Annotated in this window: 21 protein-coding genes; 9 read left to right on the top strand and 12 right to left on the bottom strand. The window is 70.6% G+C overall.

From position 1 onward, the window contains the following. From AB0B66_RS31870 to AB0B66_RS31860, 3 genes are read right to left on the bottom strand one after another with little or no spacing between them, the layout of a single operon-like run. Positions 1 to 981, bottom strand: coding sequence for a hypothetical protein (locus AB0B66_RS31870; RefSeq protein WP_360536948.1), 981 nt, complete (start codon positions 979 to 981; stop codon positions 1 to 3). Then, the gene (locus tag AB0B66_RS31865; protein ID WP_360536946.1) at positions 974 to 1192 is read right to left on the bottom strand and encodes a heavy-metal-associated domain-containing protein; all 219 of its coding nucleotides are present in this window, start codon (positions 1190 to 1192) and stop codon (positions 974 to 976) included. The genes AB0B66_RS31870 and AB0B66_RS31865 overlap by 8 nt, the downstream gene beginning before the upstream one ends. 17 nt (positions 1193 to 1209) lie before the next feature. After that, on the bottom strand, positions 1210 to 1512 hold the full coding sequence (locus tag AB0B66_RS31860; RefSeq protein ID WP_360536944.1) for a metal-sensitive transcriptional regulator: 303 nt from the start codon (positions 1510 to 1512) through the stop codon (positions 1210 to 1212). Between the two features lie 137 nt (positions 1513 to 1649). Between AB0B66_RS31860 and AB0B66_RS31855 the strand changes: the two genes are divergently transcribed. Then, on the top strand, positions 1650 to 2615 hold the full coding sequence (locus tag AB0B66_RS31855) for an NlpC/P60 family protein (protein WP_360536942.1): 966 nt from the start codon (positions 1650 to 1652) through the stop codon (positions 2613 to 2615). Between the two features lie 141 nt (positions 2616 to 2756). Here AB0B66_RS31855 and AB0B66_RS31850 read toward each other — a convergent pair whose 3' ends face one another. The 7 genes from AB0B66_RS31850 to AB0B66_RS31820 all read right to left on the bottom strand — a co-directional run bounded on the left by AB0B66_RS31850 (position 2757) and on the right by AB0B66_RS31820 (position 9707). After that, complete coding sequence (locus tag AB0B66_RS31850) at positions 2757 to 3818, bottom strand: branched-chain amino acid ABC transporter permease (protein WP_360536940.1); 1062 nt, start codon at positions 3816 to 3818, stop codon at positions 2757 to 2759. Next, on the bottom strand, positions 3815 to 4705 hold the full coding sequence (locus tag AB0B66_RS31845) for a branched-chain amino acid ABC transporter permease (RefSeq protein ID WP_360536938.1): 891 nt from the start codon (positions 4703 to 4705) through the stop codon (positions 3815 to 3817). The genes AB0B66_RS31850 and AB0B66_RS31845 overlap by 4 nt, the downstream gene beginning before the upstream one ends. Further along, positions 4705 to 5475 carry an ABC transporter ATP-binding protein gene (locus tag AB0B66_RS31840; RefSeq protein WP_360537048.1) on the bottom strand — a complete coding sequence of 257 codons (771 nt, stop codon included), beginning with the start codon at positions 5473 to 5475 and terminating at the stop codon, positions 4705 to 4707. Before AB0B66_RS31840 ends, AB0B66_RS31845 begins: the two co-directional genes overlap by 1 nt. 29 nt (positions 5476 to 5504) lie before the next feature. Beyond that, positions 5505 to 6245, bottom strand: a complete 741-nt coding sequence (locus AB0B66_RS31835; protein WP_360537046.1) for an ABC transporter ATP-binding protein — start codon at positions 6243 to 6245, stop codon at positions 5505 to 5507. Positions 6246 to 6340: 95 nt separating this feature from the next. Further along, the gene (locus AB0B66_RS31830) at positions 6341 to 7567 is read right to left on the bottom strand and encodes a substrate-binding domain-containing protein (protein ID WP_360536936.1); all 1227 of its coding nucleotides are present in this window, start codon (positions 7565 to 7567) and stop codon (positions 6341 to 6343) included. A gap of 165 nt (positions 7568 to 7732) precedes the next feature. Then, positions 7733 to 8770 carry a hypothetical protein gene (locus tag AB0B66_RS31825; RefSeq protein ID WP_360536934.1) on the bottom strand — a complete coding sequence of 346 codons (1038 nt, stop codon included), beginning with the start codon at positions 8768 to 8770 and terminating at the stop codon, positions 7733 to 7735. A 142-nt stretch (positions 8771 to 8912) separates the two neighbouring features. Then, positions 8913 to 9707: an inositol monophosphatase family protein gene (locus AB0B66_RS31820; RefSeq protein ID WP_360536932.1), complete on the bottom strand. Its 795-nt coding sequence runs from the start codon at positions 9705 to 9707 to the stop codon at positions 8913 to 8915. A 37-nt stretch (positions 9708 to 9744) separates the two neighbouring features. On the opposite strand from AB0B66_RS31820, the gene AB0B66_RS31815 reads away from it, so the two are divergent. Beyond that, entirely contained in the window at positions 9745 to 10089 is a 345-nt protein-coding gene (locus tag AB0B66_RS31815; RefSeq protein WP_360536930.1) for a hypothetical protein, read from the top strand. Between the two features lie 120 nt (positions 10090 to 10209). Further along, positions 10210 to 10746: an acyltransferase gene (locus AB0B66_RS31810; protein WP_360536928.1), complete on the top strand. Its 537-nt coding sequence runs from the start codon at positions 10210 to 10212 to the stop codon at positions 10744 to 10746. A gap of 76 nt (positions 10747 to 10822) precedes the next feature. On the opposite strand, the gene AB0B66_RS31805 is transcribed toward AB0B66_RS31810, so the two are convergent. Beyond that, positions 10823 to 11419 carry a TetR/AcrR family transcriptional regulator gene (locus AB0B66_RS31805; RefSeq protein ID WP_360536926.1) on the bottom strand — a complete coding sequence of 199 codons (597 nt, stop codon included), beginning with the start codon at positions 11417 to 11419 and terminating at the stop codon, positions 10823 to 10825. Between the two features lie 152 nt (positions 11420 to 11571). Here AB0B66_RS31805 and AB0B66_RS31800 point away from each other — a divergent pair, with 152 nt between their 5' ends. The 5 genes from AB0B66_RS31800 to AB0B66_RS31780 all read left to right on the top strand — a co-directional run bounded on the left by AB0B66_RS31800 (position 11572) and on the right by AB0B66_RS31780 (position 18039). Then, positions 11572 to 12471 (top strand): ABC transporter permease, encoded by a 900-nt coding sequence (locus AB0B66_RS31800; protein ID WP_360536924.1) that lies wholly within the window; start codon positions 11572 to 11574, stop codon positions 12469 to 12471. Next, positions 12464 to 13231 (top strand): ABC transporter ATP-binding protein, encoded by a 768-nt coding sequence (locus AB0B66_RS31795; protein WP_360536922.1) that lies wholly within the window; start codon positions 12464 to 12466, stop codon positions 13229 to 13231. Before AB0B66_RS31800 ends, AB0B66_RS31795 begins: the two co-directional genes overlap by 8 nt. Before the next feature lie 82 nt (positions 13232 to 13313). Beyond that, complete coding sequence (locus AB0B66_RS31790; protein ID WP_360536920.1) at positions 13314 to 14420, top strand: DegT/DnrJ/EryC1/StrS family aminotransferase; 1107 nt, start codon at positions 13314 to 13316, stop codon at positions 14418 to 14420. Continuing rightward, positions 14417 to 15421 (top strand): Gfo/Idh/MocA family oxidoreductase, encoded by a 1005-nt coding sequence (locus AB0B66_RS31785; RefSeq protein WP_360536918.1) that lies wholly within the window; start codon positions 14417 to 14419, stop codon positions 15419 to 15421. The genes AB0B66_RS31790 and AB0B66_RS31785 overlap by 4 nt, the downstream gene beginning before the upstream one ends. A gap of 119 nt (positions 15422 to 15540) precedes the next feature. Beyond that, positions 15541 to 18039: a glycosyltransferase gene (locus AB0B66_RS31780; protein ID WP_360536916.1), complete on the top strand. Its 2499-nt coding sequence runs from the start codon at positions 15541 to 15543 to the stop codon at positions 18037 to 18039. Positions 18040 to 18096: 57 nt separating this feature from the next. Here the strand turns inward: AB0B66_RS31780 and AB0B66_RS31775 are convergent, their stop codons facing one another. Continuing rightward, a complete protein-coding gene (locus tag AB0B66_RS31775; RefSeq protein WP_360536914.1) occupies positions 18097 to 19206 on the bottom strand; it encodes an acyltransferase family protein in 1110 nt (369 codons plus the stop codon). A gap of 226 nt (positions 19207 to 19432) precedes the next feature. Between AB0B66_RS31775 and AB0B66_RS31770 the strand changes: the two genes are divergently transcribed. Then, on the top strand, positions 19433 to 20860 hold the full coding sequence (locus tag AB0B66_RS31770) for a glycosyltransferase family 4 protein (RefSeq protein WP_360537044.1): 1428 nt from the start codon (positions 19433 to 19435) through the stop codon (positions 20858 to 20860). Positions 20861 to 21054 lie beyond the last annotated feature (194 nt).

Raw genomic sequence — 21054 nt, 5'->3', positions numbered from 1 at the left:
TTACTTCACTTCCAGCGTGAACTGCGCCGTACGCACCTTGCCGCCCACGGAGTGGTCGAAGAACATCCGGTAGCGCCCCGGGCTCGGGGCCGCCAGCCAGAACTTCACGCCCCCGTTGACCAGTGCGGGCTCCGGGTGCACGTGCACGTAAGCCAGGTCCAGCTCGCGCAGCACCACCAGGTGCCCGAACGAGCCGAGGTACGGCTCCAGCGCCGCGACGGCACCGCCCTGCTTCACCGTGAACAGCAGCGGCTGGCTGGCCCCGATGACCGGGGTGCCCTCGTACGCCGCGGTCAGGCCGTCGACGGCCGCCTCGCGGGCCGCCACGGGCAGCGGCTGCGGGCGGTAGTCACCGGCGACGGTGAGGTCGGTGCCGAGCGCGATCGCGGTCTGCGTGCCGCCCGCGCTGATCGCGGTGAAGTCGGCGTACGCCCGCCACGGGCCCGGTGTGGACAGGTCGGCTCGCACCGTCCAGGTGCCGTCGGCGGCCATGCTCGGGTGCAGGTGCTGGTAGCCGGTCATGTCCCGGCGGACCACGACGAGGTGCAGCGGCTTCTCGTGCACCACGGCGAAGTTCGTCACCGGCTTGCCGTCGGCCCCGTTGACCGTGAACGTGAGCTGCTGCGGGCCGGGCGCGGCGAACACCGCCGCGGTGGGGTCCAGGGTGTAGCCGCCGCTGCTCACCGACAGTCCGCCGACCTCGGAACCGGCGCTGGCGCCCGGCGCATGCGTGTGCGCGCCGCCCATGGCGTCCGTCGAGGCCGCCGGGGCCCCGGTGGTCGCGCCCTGGGTGGGGCTCTCGGCCGGGCCGAGCACCTTGCCGAGGGTGAAACCGACGACCAGGGCCACGATCAACCCGCCGACGAACATGCCGAGCCTGGTGCCCGCCGGGTCGCCGGAACGGCCGGCGGCCTGTGCGCGGACCACGCCGGGCTGCGCCGGGACCTCGGGCTCGGCCGCCGTCGCCTGCTGCTCAGGCATCGACGCCGGCCAGCTGGTAGCCCGCCTCGTCGACCGCGTTGCGCACCTCGTCGAGCGGCAGCACGGAATCGCTGGTGACCACGGCGCGGCCCGCGGCGAGATCTATCTCGACCGCCTTCACCCCGGGCAGCCCGGTCAGCTCAGCGGTCACCGCACTGACACAGTGCCCGCAGGTCATGCCGGTGATCTGGTATGTCGTCCGAACGGACATCGCGGTCTCCCTACGACCTATGACCGGACCAGGCGAGCGATCGCCTCGGTGGCTTCCTTGACTTTGGCGGCGGGGTCGCCCTGCCGGGCGGCGTCCACCACGCAGTGGTTGAGATGGCCCTCCAACAGGCCGAGCGCCACCGCTTGCAGCGCCCGGGTGGCGGCCGAGATCTGCGTGAGGACGTCGACGCAGTAGGTGTCCTGCTCGACCATCCGCTGCAGCCCGCGGACCTGTCCCTCGACCCGCTTCAGCCGCGCGAGCAGCGCCTGCTTGTCGTCGTCGTGGGCGTAACCGACCGGGGCCTTCTCCGTGCTCTCCACGATTTCACCATACCCCCTGGGGGTACCAGCGCCAACCCTCGCGGAGTGTCGCCGGACATGTCGAACTGACCGGCCCTGCACCGATCATGCACTTTTGTCGTTATAACCACGTGTCGAACTCCGCCACGCGGCGCCTCGTGTTATGGGCAGGCGCGACGCTGATCGCGTCGACCGTGCTCATCTCGGGCGCCGCACACGCCGAACCGTCGAGCGCCGAGCTCGACCGCCAGATCCGCGCGAAGTCGGACCAGCTCGAGGTCGTCGTGGAGAAATACCACGACCTGCGCGAAGACCTCAAGACGACGGCCGCGCAGACCGGGGTCCTGCAGCGCCAGATCGACCCGCTGAAGGAGCAGATCACGCACCGCCGGGGCGCCGTCGGGCGGCTCGCGGCCGCCGGTTACCGGTCCAGCCGGTCGATGTCGCTGTCGCTGCTGCTCGACGCGGGCACCACCCGCGACGTCGTGGACCGGCTGCTGCTCATGAAGTCGTACACGCAGCACCAGCAGCGCGAGATCGAGGAGCTGGCGCTCACCTCGGAGCGGTATGCCACCGCGCAGCGCACCCTGGGCGCGCTGCTCGACCAGCAGAAGGACCAGCAGAAGCAGCTCAGCCGTCAGCAGGCCACGATCGAATCAGCGATCAAGGAGCTCAAGACGCTGCGGACCAAGGCGTACGGCCCCACCGGCCGGACGGCCTCCCGCACCGAGGACCGGGCGAAACCGGCCGTGCCCCGGCTGGCCGGCGCGAGCGAGAAGGTCCTCAAGTACGCGCTCGCCCAGATCGGCAAGGACTACCAATGGGCCGGGGAAGGCCCCGGCGGTTTCGACTGCTCAGGGCTGGTCGCCGCCACGTTCCGCACTATCGGCATCCAACTGCCGCACAGCTCCGGCCGCCAGCAGCAGCGCGCCCGCACCATCTCCCGCGGCCAGCTCGTCCCCGGCGACCTGATCTTCTTCTACCGCGACGTCCACCACGTAGGCATCTACCTGGGCGGCGACAAGATGGTCCACGCCCCCCAGTTCGGCGAACGCGTCCGAGTCGACCCCATCGACTCCCTCCCCATCAACAGCTTCGGCCGCGTAGTCCTCTCCACCCACTGACCCCTGACCCGATTTTTAATCGACGTTGGCCTATCACATCGAAAAATCGGCGCTCCGATTCGATGAGATAGGCCAACGTCTGTGAAAAGCCCGGCCCGGCCCGGTGCCCGGCCCAGCACCGCGTGGGGTGGGGGTGGGGCGTCAGGGGCGAGGGGGTGGGGTGACGGTGCGGCGCAGCGCCGTGAGGCGGGTGCTGAGGCCCGCGAGGCCGCCGGGGAAGAAGTAGACGGCCAGGATGAAGATGGTGCCCAGCACGAACAGCGGCTGGGACAGCGGACCGGCGAGCACGCCGGGCAGCGAGTCGACCGCGTCGGAGCCGCCGAAATCGGTCAGCCGGTGGTCCAGGTAGGTGAACAGCACCCCGCCGAGCACCGGCCCGAACCGGGTGCCGGGCCCGCCGAGCACCACCATCACCAGCAGCGTCAGCGTCAGGTCCGACGACGCAACGTGCGGCGACGCCCCGGCCGCGAGCAGCAGGTACACCACCCCGCCGAGCGCGGCCAGCGCGCTGGACAGGGTGAACGACACCAGCTTGAAGCGGTACGGGTCGAGCCCGAGCACCCCGACGCGCCGCTCGTCGTCGCGCAGTCCCGCGAACACCCGCCCGGTCGGCGACTGCGCCACCCGGTGCAGCACCACCACGACCAGGCCGAGGTACGCCAGCGCGAGCCAGTACAGGTTCACGGTGTTGACGACGCCGACGAACATGTCGGGCAGCCCGGCGGCGTTGAGCGCCAGGCCTTCCTCGCCGCCGGTCAGGCCGCCCGGGTCGCGGGCCACCAGGATCGCGCCGACCTGCCCGAACGCCAGGGTGACCATGGAGAACGCGATGCCGTGCACACGCAGCGCGACCGCGCCCAGCGCTGTGGCGACGGTGGTCGCGAACAGCACCGCGAGCAGCGCGGCCAGCGGCAGCGGGTAGCCGTACTTGGTGACGAGGATGTCGGTGCCGTAGACGCCGAGCGCGAAGTAGAGCGCGTGCCCGAAGGAGAGCAGCCCGGTGCGCCCGAACAGCAGGTCGTAGCCGGCCGCGAGGCCGCCGAAGACCAGGCACAGCGCGAGCACCTGCAGTGCCCCGGGCGAGTTGAGCGGCCCGTCGAACAGCCCGGGAATGGTGATCCCGCTGTACGGCAGCAGCGCCAGCGCCACGAACGCCGCCACCGGCCAGTACCGCTTGAGCAGCGTGAGCGGGGTCGTGGTCATGCGGTCGCCGCCTTTCCGGCCAGGCCCGCGGGACGCCACAGCAGCACGACGGCAAGCAGCGCGACCACGCAGATGTCTCCGGCGCCCGAGGTGCCGTAGTAGTTGACGAACTGCTGGAGCAGGCCGACCGCGACCGCGGCGACCGCCGAGCCCAGCACCGAGCCCATGCCGCCGATCACGACGACGATGAACGCGAAGATCAGCAGCGAGGCCCCGCTGGTCGGCGAGACGCTGCCGAAGTACACCCCGGACAGTGCGCCCGCGAGCGCCGCGGCGGCTCCGCCGATGGCGAAGACCAGGGTGAACGCCTTGCGCACGTCGATGCCGAGCGCGGTGACCATCTCCCGGTTCTCCACCCCCGCTCGGATGATCAGGCCGTACCGGGTCCAGCGCAGGAAGGCCAGCAGCAGGCCGAGCACGACCAGGGCGGCGACGATCAGCAGCAGCCGGTCCAGCGGCACCCGGGCTCCGGCGAGGGTGACCACCTGCTGGGTCCACGCAGGGCGCGGGAACGGGCGCGGGTCCGCGCCGAAGCCCGCCTGCAGCGCGGCCACTCCGGCCAGCGACAGGCCGACGGTGACCAGGACCTGCTCGATGGTGCGCGAGTACAGCGGCCGGATCATGACCAGCTCGACCAGCGCCGCGACCACGGTTCCGGCCACCACGCCGAACAGCACGGCGAGCACGAAGCCCCACCCGTCGGGGCCCGCGCCGGGCAGGTTGCCCGCGGCCCACCAGGTGGCGTACGCGCCGACGGACAGGAACAGCCCGTGCGCGAAGTTGAGCACGTCGGCGAGCCCGAACACGAGCGACAGGCCCGACGCGACGAGGAAGTACAGCGCCGCCAGGCCGAGCCCGGTGACGGTCATCAGGACGATCGTCGACATCAGTGCCCCCCGGCAGCGTTGACGGCCAGCAGAGACTTGGTGAGCGCCGGGTCGGCCAGCAGCCGCTCGCCCGGCCCGGTCCAGGCGACCTGGCCCGCGGCGATGACGACGGCGTCGCCGGCGAGCCTGCGTACGACGGCGAGGTTCTGCTCGACGAGCAGCACCGGCACCGCCTGCGCGGCCCGCTCCAGCGCCTCGGCCACCTCGGTGACCACCTTCGGCGCGAGACCCTTCGTCGGCTCGTCGATCAGCAGCAGTTTGTTGGGGTTGAGCAGCACCCGGCCCAGCGACAGCATCTGCTGCTGCCCGCCGGACAGCGAGCCAGCCCGCTGCTTGGCCCGCTTGGACAGCTCGGGGAACAGCCCGAAGACGAGGTCGTAGTCCGGGGTGTCGGTGCGCTCGGCCAGCCGCAGGTTCTCCGCGACGGTCAGCCCGGCGAACACGCACCGGTCCTCCGGCACGAAGCCCAGCCCGGCCTTGACCAGGGCGTGGGTCGGCTTGCCGAGGATCTCGTCGGCACCCAGCCGGATCGAGCCGGTCGCCGCGCCGTTGCGCGGGGTCAGCCCCAGGATCGCGCGCAGGGTGGTCGACTTGCCCACCCCGTTGCGTCCCAGCAGCACGGTCACGCCCGACGACGCGACGTCGAACGACACGCCCTGCAGGATGTGCAGCCCGGCGATGCGCACGGACAGGTTCTCCACGTGCAGCAGGCTCGCGGCACCCGCGGCTGCCGCCGGATCCGCCGTCACCGTGCGGCCGGTGCTCGGCATGCCGGGCTCGCCGGCTCGCTCCTCGGCCTTCACAAGCCCTCCCCCAGGTATGCCTCCTGCACGGTGGCGTTGGCCATCACCGCGTCGGGGGTGTCACAGGCCAGCAGCGCGCCGTGGTGCATGACGGCGATGCGGTCGGCCAGTTCGAGGATCACGTCCATGTGGTGTTCCACCATGAGCACGCTGCGACCACTGTGGGCGGTCAGGTCCCTGATCACCTCGACCAGCTCAGGCACGTCCTCCGCGGACACCCCGGCCATCGGCTCGTCGAGCAGCAGCACCGACGGCTCGCCCGCCAGCAGCAGCGCGATCTCCAGCTTGCGCTTCTCGCCGTGGGCCAGCGTGCCCGCGAGCGCGTCGCCGCGCGCGCCGAGCCCGACGACGGCCAGGCACTCGTCGGCGCGTTCGGCGATCTCGCGGTAGGTGGCGGCGCGCCGCCACAGGGCCATCGAGCCGCCGCGGTGGGCCTGCACCGCGAGCCGAACGTTCTCGCGTACCGACAGGCTGCCGAAGACCGACGAGGACTGGAAGGTGCGGCCCAGGCCGCGCTGCGCCCGGCGGTGCGTGGCCAGCGCGGTGATGTCCGCGCCGTGCAGCAGCACCCGGCCGGCGGTGACCGCGCGCAGGCCCGAGATGAGGTTGAACAGCGACGTCTTGCCGGCCCCGTTGGGGCCGATCACGCCGAGGAACTCGCCGGGAAACAGCTGCAGGGACACGCCGTCGACGATGGCGACCTCGCCGATTCGCCAGGTCAGCGCGTCGGTGGCCAGTACGGCGGGGGCTTGTTGGGAGCCGAGGCCCCGGCCGGGCCGCTGCTGCGGCGCGGACGGAGCCTCGGTCGTACCCGTGACGGGGTGGTCCACGATCACTTCATCGCTACGGCGGGCGGGGTGACCTCTTCCGGGGCCAGCTCCTTGACCAGCTGCGGCTTGGCGGCCGCGCCGGAACCCACGAGCTTGACCTGGAACATCGGCTGGATCATGGCGTGGTCCTCCTTGCGGATGGTCATCTTGCCCTTGACCCCGTCGAAGCTCCAGCCCTCCAGCGCGCCGACCATCTTCTCGACGTCGTCGCCGCCCTCGGCGATCGCCCGCACCACCATCTGCGCGGCGTTGAAGCCGTCCGGGCTGAACAGGTCGAGCCCGCCGGTGATCTTCGCGCTCGCCGCCTTGGCGGCGTCGTTGCTGGTCGCGCCGTCGAAGTAGTGCGACAGGAAGGAGATCTTCTCGCCGGCCGCGCCGAACACCGGGTATGACGCCTTCTGGTCCAGACCGGTCACCACGGTGGTGCTGCCGAGCACGCCCTGCTGGTCCAGCGCGCCCCACATGGCGGTGGCGGTGGTGCCCGCCCAGGCCACGAAGAGCAGGTCCGGCTTGGCGGCGTTGACCTGGCTGGCGAACGGCGTGAAGTCCGTCGCGCTGGCCGGGACCAGGATCGCCGACACCTTCGCGCCCGCGCCGCCGATGACCGCGGTCACCGCGGCCTCGTTGGCCTTGCCGAACGCGCTGTCCTGGGCGAAGACGACGACCTTCTTGTCCTTGGCGTCGCCGATGAACGACTTCGCGGCCAGCACGTCCTGGTACGACTGCCGGCCGGAGCGGAACGTGTAGCGGTTCACTCCGGTGACGCCGTCGGTGGCGGCGGGACCGGAGATGAACAGCACCTTGTCCTGCGCGGCGACCGGCGCGACCTGCAGCGCGACGCCCGAGGAGGCGGACCCGGCGAGGATCTTGACGCCCTTGCCGATGAAGTCCTTCGCCGCGGAGACGGCCTTCGCCGGGTCACCGGCGTCGTCGGCCTCCAGCAGCTCGATCGCCCGGCCGTTGACCTTGTTGGTGCCGTTGGTGGCCTGGGCCAGACCGGCCTTGAAGCCGTCGATGTACTGCTTGCCGTAGCTGGCCAGGGCGCCGGACTGGGAGTAGACCAGGCCGACCTTGACCGGTGCCCCGTCGCCACCCGTGCCCTGCGCGGCCTCCTGCGGGCTGCTGCAACCGGCGGCGGCCAGCAACGCGGCGGCGACCGTCGAGGCAACGAACACGCGCCGGGAGAGACCGGCATTCTCGGCAAATACGTGCAGTCTGCGCTCGCTCACTGCATCTCCTCATTGAGTGATCTGTCGATGCCGCGAGGTCGCTCTTGTTAATGCGGTGTTGCCGGAGCGAGTCACCTCGGGGTCGCGGACCACGCTAGAGAGACACCTCACAGGCGGCCATGTGGGCGGAACCCACAACGACCGCCCAGGCGGTGTAGCGCGCAGCTAGAGCACGGACAGATGGACATGGTTGGTGTGGTCGCCGGCCGGGTCGTCGCCGCACTTGCCGCCCGCCGAGCGGTAGGTCTTCCAGCCCGATCCGGCCAGCCAGATCTTGCAATACCAGATCACGTACATGACGCCGAGCCGGCTGGCGTTCTTCACGAAGAAGGAGGCCAGCTTGTCGCCGTAGAGCCTGTTCTCGCCCTTGGATGTGAAGTTCTTGAACCCGTCCGGCTCCGAGGAGAAGTCGCAGGCGCGGCCCTTCGGGTGCTCGTACATGTCGCCGGAGCGGTAGCAGGAGACGTAGTAGTGGAACCACCGCTGCGCCTGCTGCAGGGCGTGCAGCGTGCGCGGCGTGATGCAGCCGTTGGCCGGGGTCGGGTCGTCCACGGTGCAGCCCTGCGAGGGCCAGCTGCCGTCGGCGTTGCGCTTGGCCGGGGCGGCGGTCGGCGCGTACGGGTCGACCCAGCCGTTGATGGAGTAACCGCCGACGGCCGACAGCGCCCGCTCGGTCGCCGCGCGCAGCTTCTTCATCTCGGCGAGCTGCTTGTTCTGCTCGCGGACCCGCGCGTCGATCTCGGCCTTGGTCGTGTCGATCTCCTTGCGGGCCGCGACCAGCTCACTGATCTTCGCCTCGTCGCGGGCCGTCATCTTCTCGAACGCGGCGGAGCGGGCCATGAAGTCGTCGGGCGAGTTGGCGTTCAGCATGACGCCGATGACGCCCAGGCGGCCGGCCTTGTATGCCTCGGCGGCGTACTTCTGCACCCCGGTCTTGGCCCGCAGGTAGCGGTTCTCCGCGAGGACCAGCGACTTGTTGAGGGCGGCCTGCTCGGTCTTGGCCTTCGTGAGCAGTCCGTCGGCCTCCAGGTACTGACCGGCGGCGCTCTCCAGGGTCTGCCGCAGCTGTGCGATCTTGGTCGAGGAGATCTCGTTGGGCTCGGCGTTCGCGGCGGCAGGGAACGACGTCACCAGGAACACCACCGCCACGGCGGCGGCGATGGCCGGCACGAAACGGCGCCGAGGGCGCACCGTCAGGGTCACGGACGTGGATCCTTCCGTCTCACGCCGCGAAGGGAAGGGGCTGGAGGTGCGCGCGGCGGCGGCCGCCACGGGTGTCGGGGGCACCCGCAGACGTACGGCCGCGACGCAGATTACCGCAGCGCCACGCCGAACCGAAAGTTGCTCATGCCAGTAACACGCTCCGTACCAGCCCAAACACCGCATCGTCACGACACACGACGAGCCCGTTGCGCGGGTGCACCGGGTCGTAGTCCGCGCCGTCGAAGTGCCGGACGACCCCACCCGCCTCGCGCATCAGCAGCGCCCCCGGGGCGTGGTCCCACGGCTTGGCCCGCCAGAACAGCGCGAAGTGCCGTGTCTGGCGCAGCAGCTCCGGATACTCCCGGGCGGCGCAGCGCAGCCCGGGGATCGCCTCGGACAGGTTCGGCAGCCGGGACACCACCTGCTCGCGCAGCTCCGGCGGCAGGTATTTGGTCATCACCGCGCCGCGCAGCTGCTCCGCGTCCACGGGGGTGTGGTCGAGCACCATCCGCACGCCGTCGACGTAGGAGCCGGAACCGGCCTCGGCCGCAGCAATGGTCCCCGGGACCGGCTCGTAGATCACCGCGAGCACCGGCACGCCGCCGCGCATCAGGGCGACCATCATGCCGAAGGGCTCCTGCCCGCTCGCGAAGTTGCCGGTGCCGTCGATGGGGTCGATCAGCCACACCGCGCCGTCGTCGTCCAGCCGCGCCAGCACCTGCGGGTCTGCCGCGACGGCCTCCTCGCCGACCACCAGCGAGCCGGGCAGCAGTGCCGCCAGCTTCGCGGTCAGCATGACTTCGGACTCGCGGTCGGCGATCGTGACGAGGTCGCCGGGGCTTTTCTCGATGATCTCCCCATCGGCCAGGTTGCGGAACCGCGGCAGGACCACCGCCTCGGCGGTCTCGCGCAGAATGTCCACAATCTGGTCAATCATCGCCGTTCCCCCGTCCCGAAGGGTTTATGATCGCTTAATGTTCGCACGGAGGACGAGTCGTCTCATCGCCACCGCGGCGCTGGCGGTGGCGCTCACCGGCGGTGCGCTGGCCGGCTGCAGCGGTGAGGGCGCGACCAGCACCTGCAGCACGACCGGCTGCACGATCACGTTCGAGCGCAACGTCACCAACGCCAAGATCTCCATTCTCGGCGTCGAGGTGCAGCTCGTCAGCGCGAACCAGGACTCGGTGACCCTGAAGGTGGCCGGTCAGGAGGTCACCGTGCAGCGCGGCGACGGCGTGACCGTCGGCGACTTCACCGTGAAGGTCACCGAGATCACCGACAGCCAGGTCGTGGTCCAGGTCGACCGCGGCGGAAACTGACCGGACCACCTGCGGCGACCCCTGTCCGCGACGGGGTCCGCACGGGTTAATCTCGTACGCGTCCGGCTGCGCCAGCAGCCCAAACCCGGCGCGGAGCGCCCCGGAACACGGTGGTCGACAATGACTGGCAACCCCTCCACTCCCCCCGTTTTCGTGCACCCCAGCGCCGATGTCGAGGAAGGCGCCCAGGTCGGCGCCGGCACCAAGATCTGGCACCTGGCGCACGTGCGCAACAGCGCGACCATCGGCGCCGGCTGCGTGATCGGGCGCAACGTGTACGTCGACGCCAACGTCGTGATCGGCGACCTCGTGAAGGTCCAGAACAACGTGTCGGTCTACCACGGCGTCACCATCGAGGACGAGGTCTTCGTCGGCCCGTGCGTGGTGTTCACCAACGACCTGCGGCCGCGCGCGCAGAACCCGGACTGGCAGATCACCCCGACGCTGATCAAGCGCGGCGCCTCGCTCGGCGCCAACGCCACCATCGTCTGCGGCACCGTGATCGGCGAGCACGCCATGGTCGCGGCCGGTTCCGTGGTCACCAAGAACGTCGCGCCGAACCAGTTGGTCGCCGGCAACCCCGCCCGGCACCTGGGCTGGGTCGACGAGAAGGGCCAGATCGTGTCCCGCGACGCGGAGCGGCCCGCCGACCTGTGACGGCGGCCGGAGCATGACAGCCCGCGCCGTGTGCCGCCGCCCACGACAGTGGCCGGCGGCACACGGCGCGCCCGGATCAGCCGGTCAGGCCCGCGATGATCGCCGACACCAGGCGCGGCACGTAGTCGGCCGGCACCGGGTTGCGGGTCACCGCGAGGTGCCAGTACACCGGGCCGACGATCAGGTCCACCGCCAGGTCGGGATCGGTGTCCGCGGGCAGTTCGCCGCGTTCGACGGCGCGGCCGATCAGCAGCGCCCCGATCTCGTGCTGGTTGGCCCGCAGCGCCTGCTGCAGCTTCTCACCGATCTGCGGGTTGCGGGCCGCCTCGGCCAGCAGGTCCGGGATCACCTGCGAGGCCAGCGGGTGCCGCAGCGCCCGGGTCAGGATCTGCAGAAGGATCATGAGGTCGCCCCGCAGGGTCCCCGTGTCGGGCAGCGGCAGCTTCTGGCCCGCGAGGCCGGACACGATCTCCAGCACCATCTCGAGCTTGGAGCCCCACCGGCGGTACACGGCCGTCTTCGCCACACCGGCGCGCCGGGCCACCGCCTCGATCGACAGCCGGCCGTAGCCGACCTGGGCGAGTTCCTCCACCACCGCGGCCTGGATCGCCTCGGTGATATCCCCTCTCAACACGGCCGCCCCCGCGGGGACGCGCCTACTCTCTGCCAGCACGTGCATACGATAGCGCAGCGACGCAACGGTTGCGTCGCGACGCGCGGCCGACTAGCATCACGTTTACGTCGATACGGTGGCGTCTCTTCCTCGACGTCGGCTACCGTGTGTGACCGCCACTCATCCCCAGTCTGGAGATCGGAGCCCGTACCATGGCAGAAGCTGTGGTGACAGAGCCTTATCCCACCGTCGCACCAGCCCAGCTCGCGGCCCGTTACGGCCTGCGCGCCGCGGGTGAGCGGCCGGGCGTCCGCGAGTACATCCGCTCGCTGTGGGCCTACCGGCACTTCATCGTCGCGTTCGCGAACGCACGCAACGTCGCGACGCTGACCACAGCACGGCTCGGGCAGCTCTGGCACGTACTGACCCCGCTCACCAACGCCGCGGTCTACTACCTCATCTTCGGCGTGATCCTGGGCACCAGCGACCGCATCGAGAACTTCGTCGCCTACCTGTGCTGCGGCATCTTCATCTTCGGCTACACGTCGGCGGTGGCCTCGGCCGGAACGGTGTCCATCACCGCCAACCTGAACATGATCCGGGCGCTGCAGTTCCCCCGGGCCAGCCTGCCGCTGTCGGTCACCATCACCCAGCTGCAGCAGCTGCTGGCCTCGATGGCGGTGCTGATCGCGATCGTGCTGGTCACCGGCGAGCCGCCGCGGCTGGCCTGGCTCACCCTGATCCCGCTGCTGCTCCTGCAGACCATCTTCAGCGGCGGCCTGGCCATGCTGCTGGCCCGGCTGGGCTCGAAGATCGTCGACCTGAAGCAGATCATGCCGTTCGTGCTGCGCACCTGGCTGTACGGCTCGGGCGTGTTCTACAGCCTGACCACCGCGACCGACAACATGCCGACCTGGGCCTCCACCCTGCTGCACCTCAACCCGATGCTGGTCTTCATCGAGCTGGCCCGCGAGGCGCTGATCACGACCACCCCGCCGTCCCACTTCTCGGTCGAGTCGATGTGGCTCGTCGCCCTCGGCTGGGCGGTCGTGATGGGCGCGCTCGGTTTCTTCTACTTCTGGCGTGGCGAGAAGGAGTACGGCCGTGGCTGAGACCCGGGTTCCCACCGTCGTCGTGGACGACGTGCACATCGTCTACCGGGTGCACGGCGCGGCGAAGGACAACTCTCCGCTGGGCGCGCTGCGCCGCATCGCCTCGCGCGGGCCGTCGGCGACCGTGCGCGAGGTGCACGCGGTCAAGGGCGTCAGCTTCGTCGCCCACGAGGGCGAGGCCGTCGGCCTGATCGGCACCAACGGCTCGGGCAAGTCCACCCTGCTGCGGGCGATCGCCGGGCTGCTCCCGGCGACCAAGGGCGCGGTCTACACCAAGGGCCAGCCCTCGCTGCTCGGCGTAAACGCGGCCATGATGGCCGACCTGTCCGGCGAGCGCAACGTGGTGCTGGGCTGCCTGGCGATGGGCATGCCCAAGGGCGAGGTGCGCACCAAGACGCAGGAGATTATCGACTTCTCCGGCATCAACGAGCGCGGCGACTTCAGCTCGCTGCCCATGCGCACGTACTCCTCCGGCATGGGGGCCCGCCTGCGGTTCTCGATCGCGGCGGCCAAGAAGCACGAGGTGCTGCTCATCGACGAGGCGCTGGCCACCGGTGACGCCAAGTTCCGCAAGCGCAGCGAGGACCGCGTCCGCGAACTGCGGGCCGGCGCGGGTACGGTCTTCCTGGTCAGCCACTCCCTCAGCTCCGTTCGCGACACCTGCGAGCGGACGATCTGGCTGGAGTCGGGCGTGATCCGGATGGACGGGCCGACCGACGAGGTGCTCGCCGCTTATGAGGAATTCAGCACCGCCAAATGAGTCTCACCAGCGAATATAGAATCGGATTCGCCATCGGTACGGGTCCGTTGAACAGCACGGCAAAGGAAACGAGGAGGACCCCTTGAACGGAAAGCCCATCCCCCCGGCACGACCGGTGATCGGTGAGGCCGAGATCGAAGCCGCCGTGCGCGTCCTGCGCAGCGGCATGGTCGTACAGGGCCCGGAGGTCAAGGCGTTCGAGGACGAGTTCTCGACCCTGGTGGACGGCCGTCACAGCGTCGCGGTGAACTCGGGCACGTCCGCCCTGCACCTGGCGCTGATCGCGATGGGCGTCGGTCCCGGTGACGAGGTCATCGTGCCGTCGTTCTCCTTCGCCGCCTCCGCCAACGCGGTCCGCCTGGTCGGCGCCGAGCCGGTCTTCGCCGACATCGAGCCCGGCAGCTTCTGCCTGGACCCCGACGCCGCCGCCGCCGCGATCACCCCCCGCACCGTGGCGATCATGCCGGTGCACCTGTACGGCCACCCCGCCGCGATGGACCGGATCATGGAGCTGGCGCAGCGGCACGGCCTGGCCGTCCTGGAGGACGCCTGCCAGGCGCACGGCGCCGCGCTCAACGGCACCCCCGTGGGCGCGTTCGGCATCGCCGGCACGTTCAGCTTCTACCCCACCAAGAACATGCACTCGCTCGAAGGCGGCATGATCACCACCGCCGACGCCGAGTTCGCCCGCACCCTGCGCCTGCTGCGCAACCAGGGCATGGAGCAGCGATACGCCAACGAGATCGTCGGCGCGAACATGCGGCTCACCGACGTCGCCGCGGCGGTCGGCCGGGAGCAGTTCAAGCAGCTCCCGCAGTGGACCGAGCAGCGCCAGGCCAACGCCAAGTTCCTCGACTCGCGGATCACCGCCGTGGTGACCCCGCCGGTCGCGGACAACGCCAAGCACGTGTACCACCAGTACACGGTCCGGGTGCAGGGCGGTAACCGCGACGCGGTGCAGCAGGGCCTGACCGAGAAGGGCATCGGCAGCGCGGTGTACTACCCGACGCCGATCCACCGCCTCAAGCCGTACCTGACCGCCGAGGGCAAGGTCAACCCGGCGTGGGACCTGCCGGAGACCGAGAAGGCCGCCGCCGAGGTGCTGTCGCTGCCGGTCTTCCCGTCGCTGACGGCGGAGGAGCTGGAGTACATCGCCGACGGCGTGAACACCGTGGCGGGCAAGCTGTGAGCACCGAACGCAAGCTGCGCGCCGGCCTCATCGGGCTCGGCGCGATGGGCCGCAACCACGCCCGCGTGCTGTCAAACCTGGCCGGCGTCGAGCTGGTCGGGGTCGTCGACCCGATGGGCGACAGCACCGGCACGCTCCGGGCGCCCGTGGTCCCCACGGTCGCCGAGCTCATCGCGCTGGGCATCGACTACGCGGTGATCGCCTGCCCGACGGCGCTGCACGAGGAGGTCGGCCTCGAGCTGGCCGCCAACGGCATCTGCGCGCTGATCGAGAAGCCGCTGGCCCCGTCGATCGACGGCGCCCGCCGGCTGGTCGACGCGTTCGAGAAGGCCGGCCTGGTCGCGGGCGTCGGGCACATCGAGCGCTACAACCCGGCGCTGCAGAACCTGCGGTCCCGGCTGGAGGCCGGCGACCTGGGCGAGGTCTTCCAGGTGGTCACCCGCCGGCAGGGCCCGTTCCCGCACCGCATCGCCGACGTCGGCGTGGTGATGGACCTGGCCACCCACGACATCGACCTGACCAGCTGGGTCACCGGCCAGTCGTACGTCTCGGTGTCGGCGCACACGGTGTTCCGCAGCGGCCGCCCGCACGAGGACATGGTCGCCGCGGTGGGACAGCTCGCCGACGGCTCCATGGTCAACCACCTGGTGAACTGGCTGAGCCCGCTCAAGGAGCGGTCCACGGTGATCACCGGTGAGAAGGGCTGCTTCGTCGCCGACACGCTCACCGCTGACCTGACCTTCTACGCCAACGGCGCGATCACCACCGAGTGGGAGGCGCTGCGCTCCTTCCGCGGCGTGGCCGAGGGTGACATGATCCGATTCGCCATCCCGAAGCGGGAGCCGCTGCTCGTCGAGCACGAGCGCTTCCGCGACGCGGTGGAGGGCAAGCCCAGCGACATCGTGACCCTGCGACAGGGCCTGCGTACGGTCGAGGTGGCCTCGGCGGTGCTCCAGTCGGCAAAGACCAAGTCAACAGTCGTACTTCCGGAGAACATGTAACCGGTGGCGTGAATCCACTGGCTGAACGACAGTGATGCCGATGGCCCACCAGCGAACCGCCCGTCAGGGCTGCGTTGGCGGGCCATCGGCTTGATGATTTCCTGCTCACGGAGGACCGAATGACATCCCAGGTCAGGCAGCCGCGGCTGGTCGTGGTCGTCGCCAACGACATCAGAGGAGATTCGCGGGTCCAGAAGACGGCAATCGCCGCGGCACGGGACGGCTGGGACGTCACGGTGGTGGGTAGCACCGATGCCCACGTCCTCGAGAAGACGACCATGGGCCGGCTGAAGGTGATCCGCGTGCCGGCGGCCAAGCCGAAGTCGCAGAGCCGCCTGGGCCGCACCGCGGACCGGCTCGCCCAGACCGGCAAGGACGCCGACAACCGGTCCCGCGCGCGCGGGATCGGCCTCGTCGGCGACCTGAGCATGCGCTTCGCCCGCCGTGTGGTGGGCAAGGTGCGCCACGAGGTCCGCGAGCTGCGCGCGCGCCGCACCTCCCGGGTCGCGCCGTCCGGCGACTGGCGCCGCGATTGGCCCCAGCTGGCATCGCTCGACAAGACGTTCGGGCCGGTGATCGACGAACTCGAGCCGGACCTGATCCACGCGAACGACATCGCGACCATCGTCATCGCCGCGCACTGTGTCGAGCGGCTCAGGGCCCGCGGGCTGGCCTGCTCGTGGATCTACGACGCCCACGAGTACATCCGCGGCGTGCAGTGGCCGACCCGGCAGCAGGCCAGCGCGTACACCAGTGCCGAGCGCGAGTTCATCTCCGCGGCCGACGCCGTGGTGACGGTCTCGACGCAACTGGCGCAGATGCTGCAAGACGACTACCAGCTCCCGACCAGCCCCGTGGTGGTGGGCAACTCACCGGTACGCGAGATCATCGCCCCGACCAGTGAGAAGAGCCTGTCCGTCCGCGCGCTGTGCAACCTCGCCGACGACGTGCCGCTCATGGTGTACGCCGGATGGCTGGGCAAGGAGCGCGGCCTGGACACCGTCGTCGCCGCGATGCCGAAGCTGCCCGGCTACCACCTCGCGCTGGTGGTGGGCCGGACCAACCCGCTGCTCAAGCAGCTGCTCCTGCAGGCCGAGACGCTGGGCGTGCGGGACCGCATCCACCTGCTGCCCTACGTGCCGCAGCACGAGGTGGCCGCCTATCTGAGCTCGGCCGACCTCGGTGTGATCCCGTTCCGGCGGGTGCCCAACACCGAGATCTCGCTGCCCACCAAGATCTCGGAATACCTGCACGCCGGGCTGCCGCTGGTCACCAGCGACGTCAAGGTGGTCCGCGCGTTCGTCGAGGAGCACGGCATCGGCGAGGTGTTCCCGTCCGAGGACGTCGATGCCTTCGCGGTGGCCGCCGAGAAGGCGTACCAGCAGCGTGCGGCGCTTTCCGCACGGATCAGCGAGGAGATCCTCGACGATCTGTCCTGGGAGCACCAGAGCAAGGCGCTGCTGGGCCTGTACCGCAGCCTGTCGGCGCGGGTGCCCACCGTGCCCGCCGACATCCCGTGGGACGTGCAGGAGGATCCGCCGCCGGTGGATCCGCTGCTGGTCGGCGACTGGCGGGAGATCGGGGACACCAGGGTCCGGCTGGGTCTCGGCCCGGCCAACTACGCCGGGCAGGGCGCGGCCTTCGCCAAGGCGATCTGCCGGGAGATGACCGACGTATCGGCCGAGGTCGTGATGATCCGCCAGCCGGAGTCGTTCGGCTTCCCGGCCAACGTCTACATCGACGCGAACCGCCTGGCCGACTTCAACGTGCAGTCGCAGCAGATCCACCGGGTGCTCGGCCGCTACACGCACGTGCTGGTCGACGCGTTCATGCCGGTCTTCGGGCACCTCAACGGCACCACCATCGAGGGCGACCTCGCCATGCTCGGCCGGGCCGGGGTGCAGGTGGCCGTCCTCGCCCACGGCAGCGAGATCCGCGACCCGCGCCGGCACCTGAAGAACCACGAGTTCTCGCTGTTCCGCGACGCGCCGGCCGGCATCGCCGCCCAGCTCGCCAAGCGTGCCGAGCGCAACCGGAAGATCGCCGAGTCGTGCGGGCTGCCGCTGTTCGTCACCACGCCCGACCTGGTCGAGGATCTGCCGACGGCGACCTGGGCGCCGCTGGTCATCAACATCGACCTGTGGGCGTGCGACCGGCCGGTGATGGAGCGCAAGCGGCCCATCGTGATGCACGCGCCGTCCAAGCGCTGGACCAAGGGCACGGACCGGATCCTGCCCAGCCTCACCCGGATGCACAAACGCGGCGTCATCGACCTGCGGCTCGCCGAGGGCATCCCCTGGGAGCAGATGAAGGACCTGGTCCAGGAGTCCGACATCGTGCTCGACCAGTTCACCACGGGCGCCTACGGCACGCTCGGCTGCGAGGCGATGGCCGCCGGCAAGCCGGTGGTCGCCTACATCAGCGAGCGGGTGTCCCAGGCGGTGGGCCCCGACCTGCCGATCGTCTCGGCCAACCCGAACAACCTGGTCAGCGTGCTGGAGTCGATGCTGAACGACCCGGCCGGCACGGCCCGGATCGGTGCGGCCTCAGCCCGGTTCGCGCGGGAGGTCCACGACGGGCGGCGCACCGCCGCCGCGCTGGCGACCTTCCTGCGCTAGCTCTCCGATGGAAACGACGCGGCCCGGTGGCACCTCTGCCCCCGGGCCGCGTCGCGCTCACACCACCGTGCGCAGGTACGGCACCTTCCCGGCCAGGTGCGACAGCACGAACGAGACCACCACCACCACCGCGTACGCCCCGGCCGTCAACGCCAGCGACGTGCCCTGCCCGATCTCCGGCACCAGCAGTTGCAGGACCCTGAGCACGAGAAGGTGCACCAGGAAGACGCCGAACGTCGCGTCGGAGAGTTTGCGGAGCCCGTCGCCCGCGCGTTCGGACAGCGTCCAGCGCGCGCCCAGGCTCACGGCGATGACGAACAGCAGGCCGGAGACGATCGTGGTGACCAGGCCGCTGGCGTTGACCGGCAGCAGGGCCTGCAGCCACGGGTACTCGGGGCGGATGCCGTACTGCCAGACGACCTCGGCCTGCAGCACCAGGGCCACCACTGCGGCCAGCGCGATGCCGCGCCGGCTCAGCAGCACGTTGCGCAGCGCCCAGCCGGCCAGGAAGAAGCCGACGTAGGGGAACCAGCGGTTCCAGGCGCCCAGCGAGATGCCCCGGCTCTGGTTGAGCAGCTGGGTCACCCCGGGGATCATGTACGCCACCACGGTCCAGAACACGGCCACACCCGCGGTGATCCGCGCCCGGCGGTCGCCGCCGTCCTTGAGGAACGCGGCCAGCACCGGCGCGATCACGTACAGCCCGGCGATCAGCCAGAGGAAGTAGAGCGCGGTGTAGACCTTGCCGTCGATGACGTTGATGGCCAGCCGGCCCAGACCGGGGCGCTCGCCCTGGATCATCATGCGCACCAGCACCAGGTAGACCAGGTGCCAGAACACCAGCGCGGGCAGGATCCGGGCGAACCGCTTGCGGTAGAAGTGGGCCGGTCCGGCGGCGTGCGCCCGGGGGGCGAGGACGAGCGCCCCGCTGATCATGATGAAGACCGGCACGCACCAGACGGCCCCCATGTCGATGGCGGTCGCGATCCACCACGGCAGGGTGCCGCGCAGATCGTCGTTGCCGACTATCAGGCCGAAGACGTGGATCGCCACGACGCCGAGGATGGCGGCGACGCGCAGGGCATCGAGACCGTGGTTCCGAGTGGCCACACGCTCCACCGGCGCGGGGGTGGCGACCGGCGAGGCATCGACGAGGGGAGTTTGCACCGGTGCATCCTATGGGCCGGTCGGCCGGGCGACCAGAGATGTCGATCACGAAAAACCGGACTGTACCGGCATTCCGCCCGGCCTGGACCGCCTGATCCACTCGCACCCGTGCTGGCCGGAAGGGCGGTTAACCTACACTCGTCAGCGGCCTGTAGGCGATGCGGTGGCGAGGGCGATCATGGAGCAGGGCGTGGCGCGCAACGGAGCTTTCCGGGGCCGGGTGGTGATGCTGGTCGACAACGGCGTCAAGGGCGACTCGCGGGTGCAGAAGCAGGCTCGCTCCGCCGCCGACGCCGGCTGGGAGGTCGTGCTCCTGGGCGTGGCGCCCGGCCTGAAGACGGTGACCTGGAAGCTCGGCGAGGCCGACGTGCGCCTGGTGCCGATGCCGCGCAAGTTCAGCCAGCGGGCCAACGGCTGGGTGCGCCGCAAGGCCTCCGGCGCGAAGCGCCGCCTGCGCGGCGCGACGCCGTCCGCCGCCGTGCCGGCCGCCGCTCCCGCCGCAGCGCCCGTCGCCGCCGCTCCCCCCGCCCCGCCGAAGAAGCGGCGGCTGGACGGCATCCGCACGGCCGGTGAGAAGGTCGGTCGCGGGGTCCGGCGCGGCTGGGACAACACGGCCCTGGTCGTGTACAAGAACGTGCTCGGCGACAGCGCCTGGCGCCGGCTCGACCCGCAGCTCTGGGCGTTCGAGGTCGCCTTCGGCCACGTCATCGACTCCCTGCGGCCCGATCTGATCCACGCCAACGACTTCCGGATGCTGGGCGTCGGCGCGCGTGCGGCCCGGCGGCTGCGCGCCTCGGGCCACCCGGTGAAGCTCGTCTGGGACGCGCACGAGTTCCTGCCCGGCATCAACCCCTGGATGAACAATCCGCGCTGGCACCCGGCACAGCTCGCGCACGAGCGCACCTACGCCCCGTATGCCGACGCCGTGGTGACGGTGTCGGAGGGCCTCGCCGAGCTGCTGCAGCGGGAGCACAAGCTGCCGCGGCTGCCCGAGGTGGTGCTCAACGCGCCGGGCGGCGACGAGCCTGGATCCGCCGAGGAGGTGCCGACCGGGCTGCGCGAGTCGTGCGGCATCGACCCGGCCGCCCCCGTCGCCGTCTACAGCGGCGCCGCCGCTCCGCAGCGCGGCCTGGGCATCATGGTGGAGGCGCTGCCGCAACTGCCCGGAGTTCACGCGGTCTTCGTCGTGCCCAGGCCCAACGCGCCGTACCTGCAGCAGCTCAAGGCGCGCGCCCAGGAACTCGGCGTCGCCGACCGGGTGCACGCCCTGCCGTACGTGCACCACCAGCATGTCGTGCGATTCCTCGCGGGAGCCGACGTCGGCGTGATCCCGATCCTGCACTACCCCAACCACGAGATCGCGCTGATCACGAAGTTCTTCGAGTATTCGCACGCCCGGCTGCCGCTGGTGGTCAGCGATGTGCGCATGATGGCCGAAACCACCCGCGCGACGGGCCAAGGCGAGGTCTTCCGCGCCGAGGATCTCGCCGACTACGTGCGGGCGGTCCGCGAGGTGCTGGCGGATCCGCAGCGCTACCGGGCCGCCTACGACAAACCCAGCCTGCTGGAGAACTGGACCTGGGAGGCACAGGCCCAGGTCCTGGACGGCATCTACACCAGGCTGGTGCCGGGACGTCCCGCCGCCGGGAGCTGAACCACCCGCTGCGCTGCCTGCGGACATCGGACCCGCCCAGGGCCATACCGTAGACTCCAGCGGAATCCAAGGACGTTGCTGGTGCGCGGGTCGGCAGCAGCCACCGGCCGTTTGCCGCCGAGCCCGGCCCCTGTCAGGATGGACCAGCTCATCCGCCGTTTGCGGCCGTGTTGACCTTGAGGAAGAAAGACAGC

This window comes from Catellatospora sp. NPDC049111 (assembly GCF_040648615.1).
In the GTDB taxonomy this organism is placed as follows: Bacteria; Actinomycetota; Actinomycetes; order Mycobacteriales; family Micromonosporaceae; genus Catellatospora; species Catellatospora aurea.
Note: the sequence above shows the minus strand (reverse complement) of the source record. Positions and strands in the feature narration are given on the sequence as shown.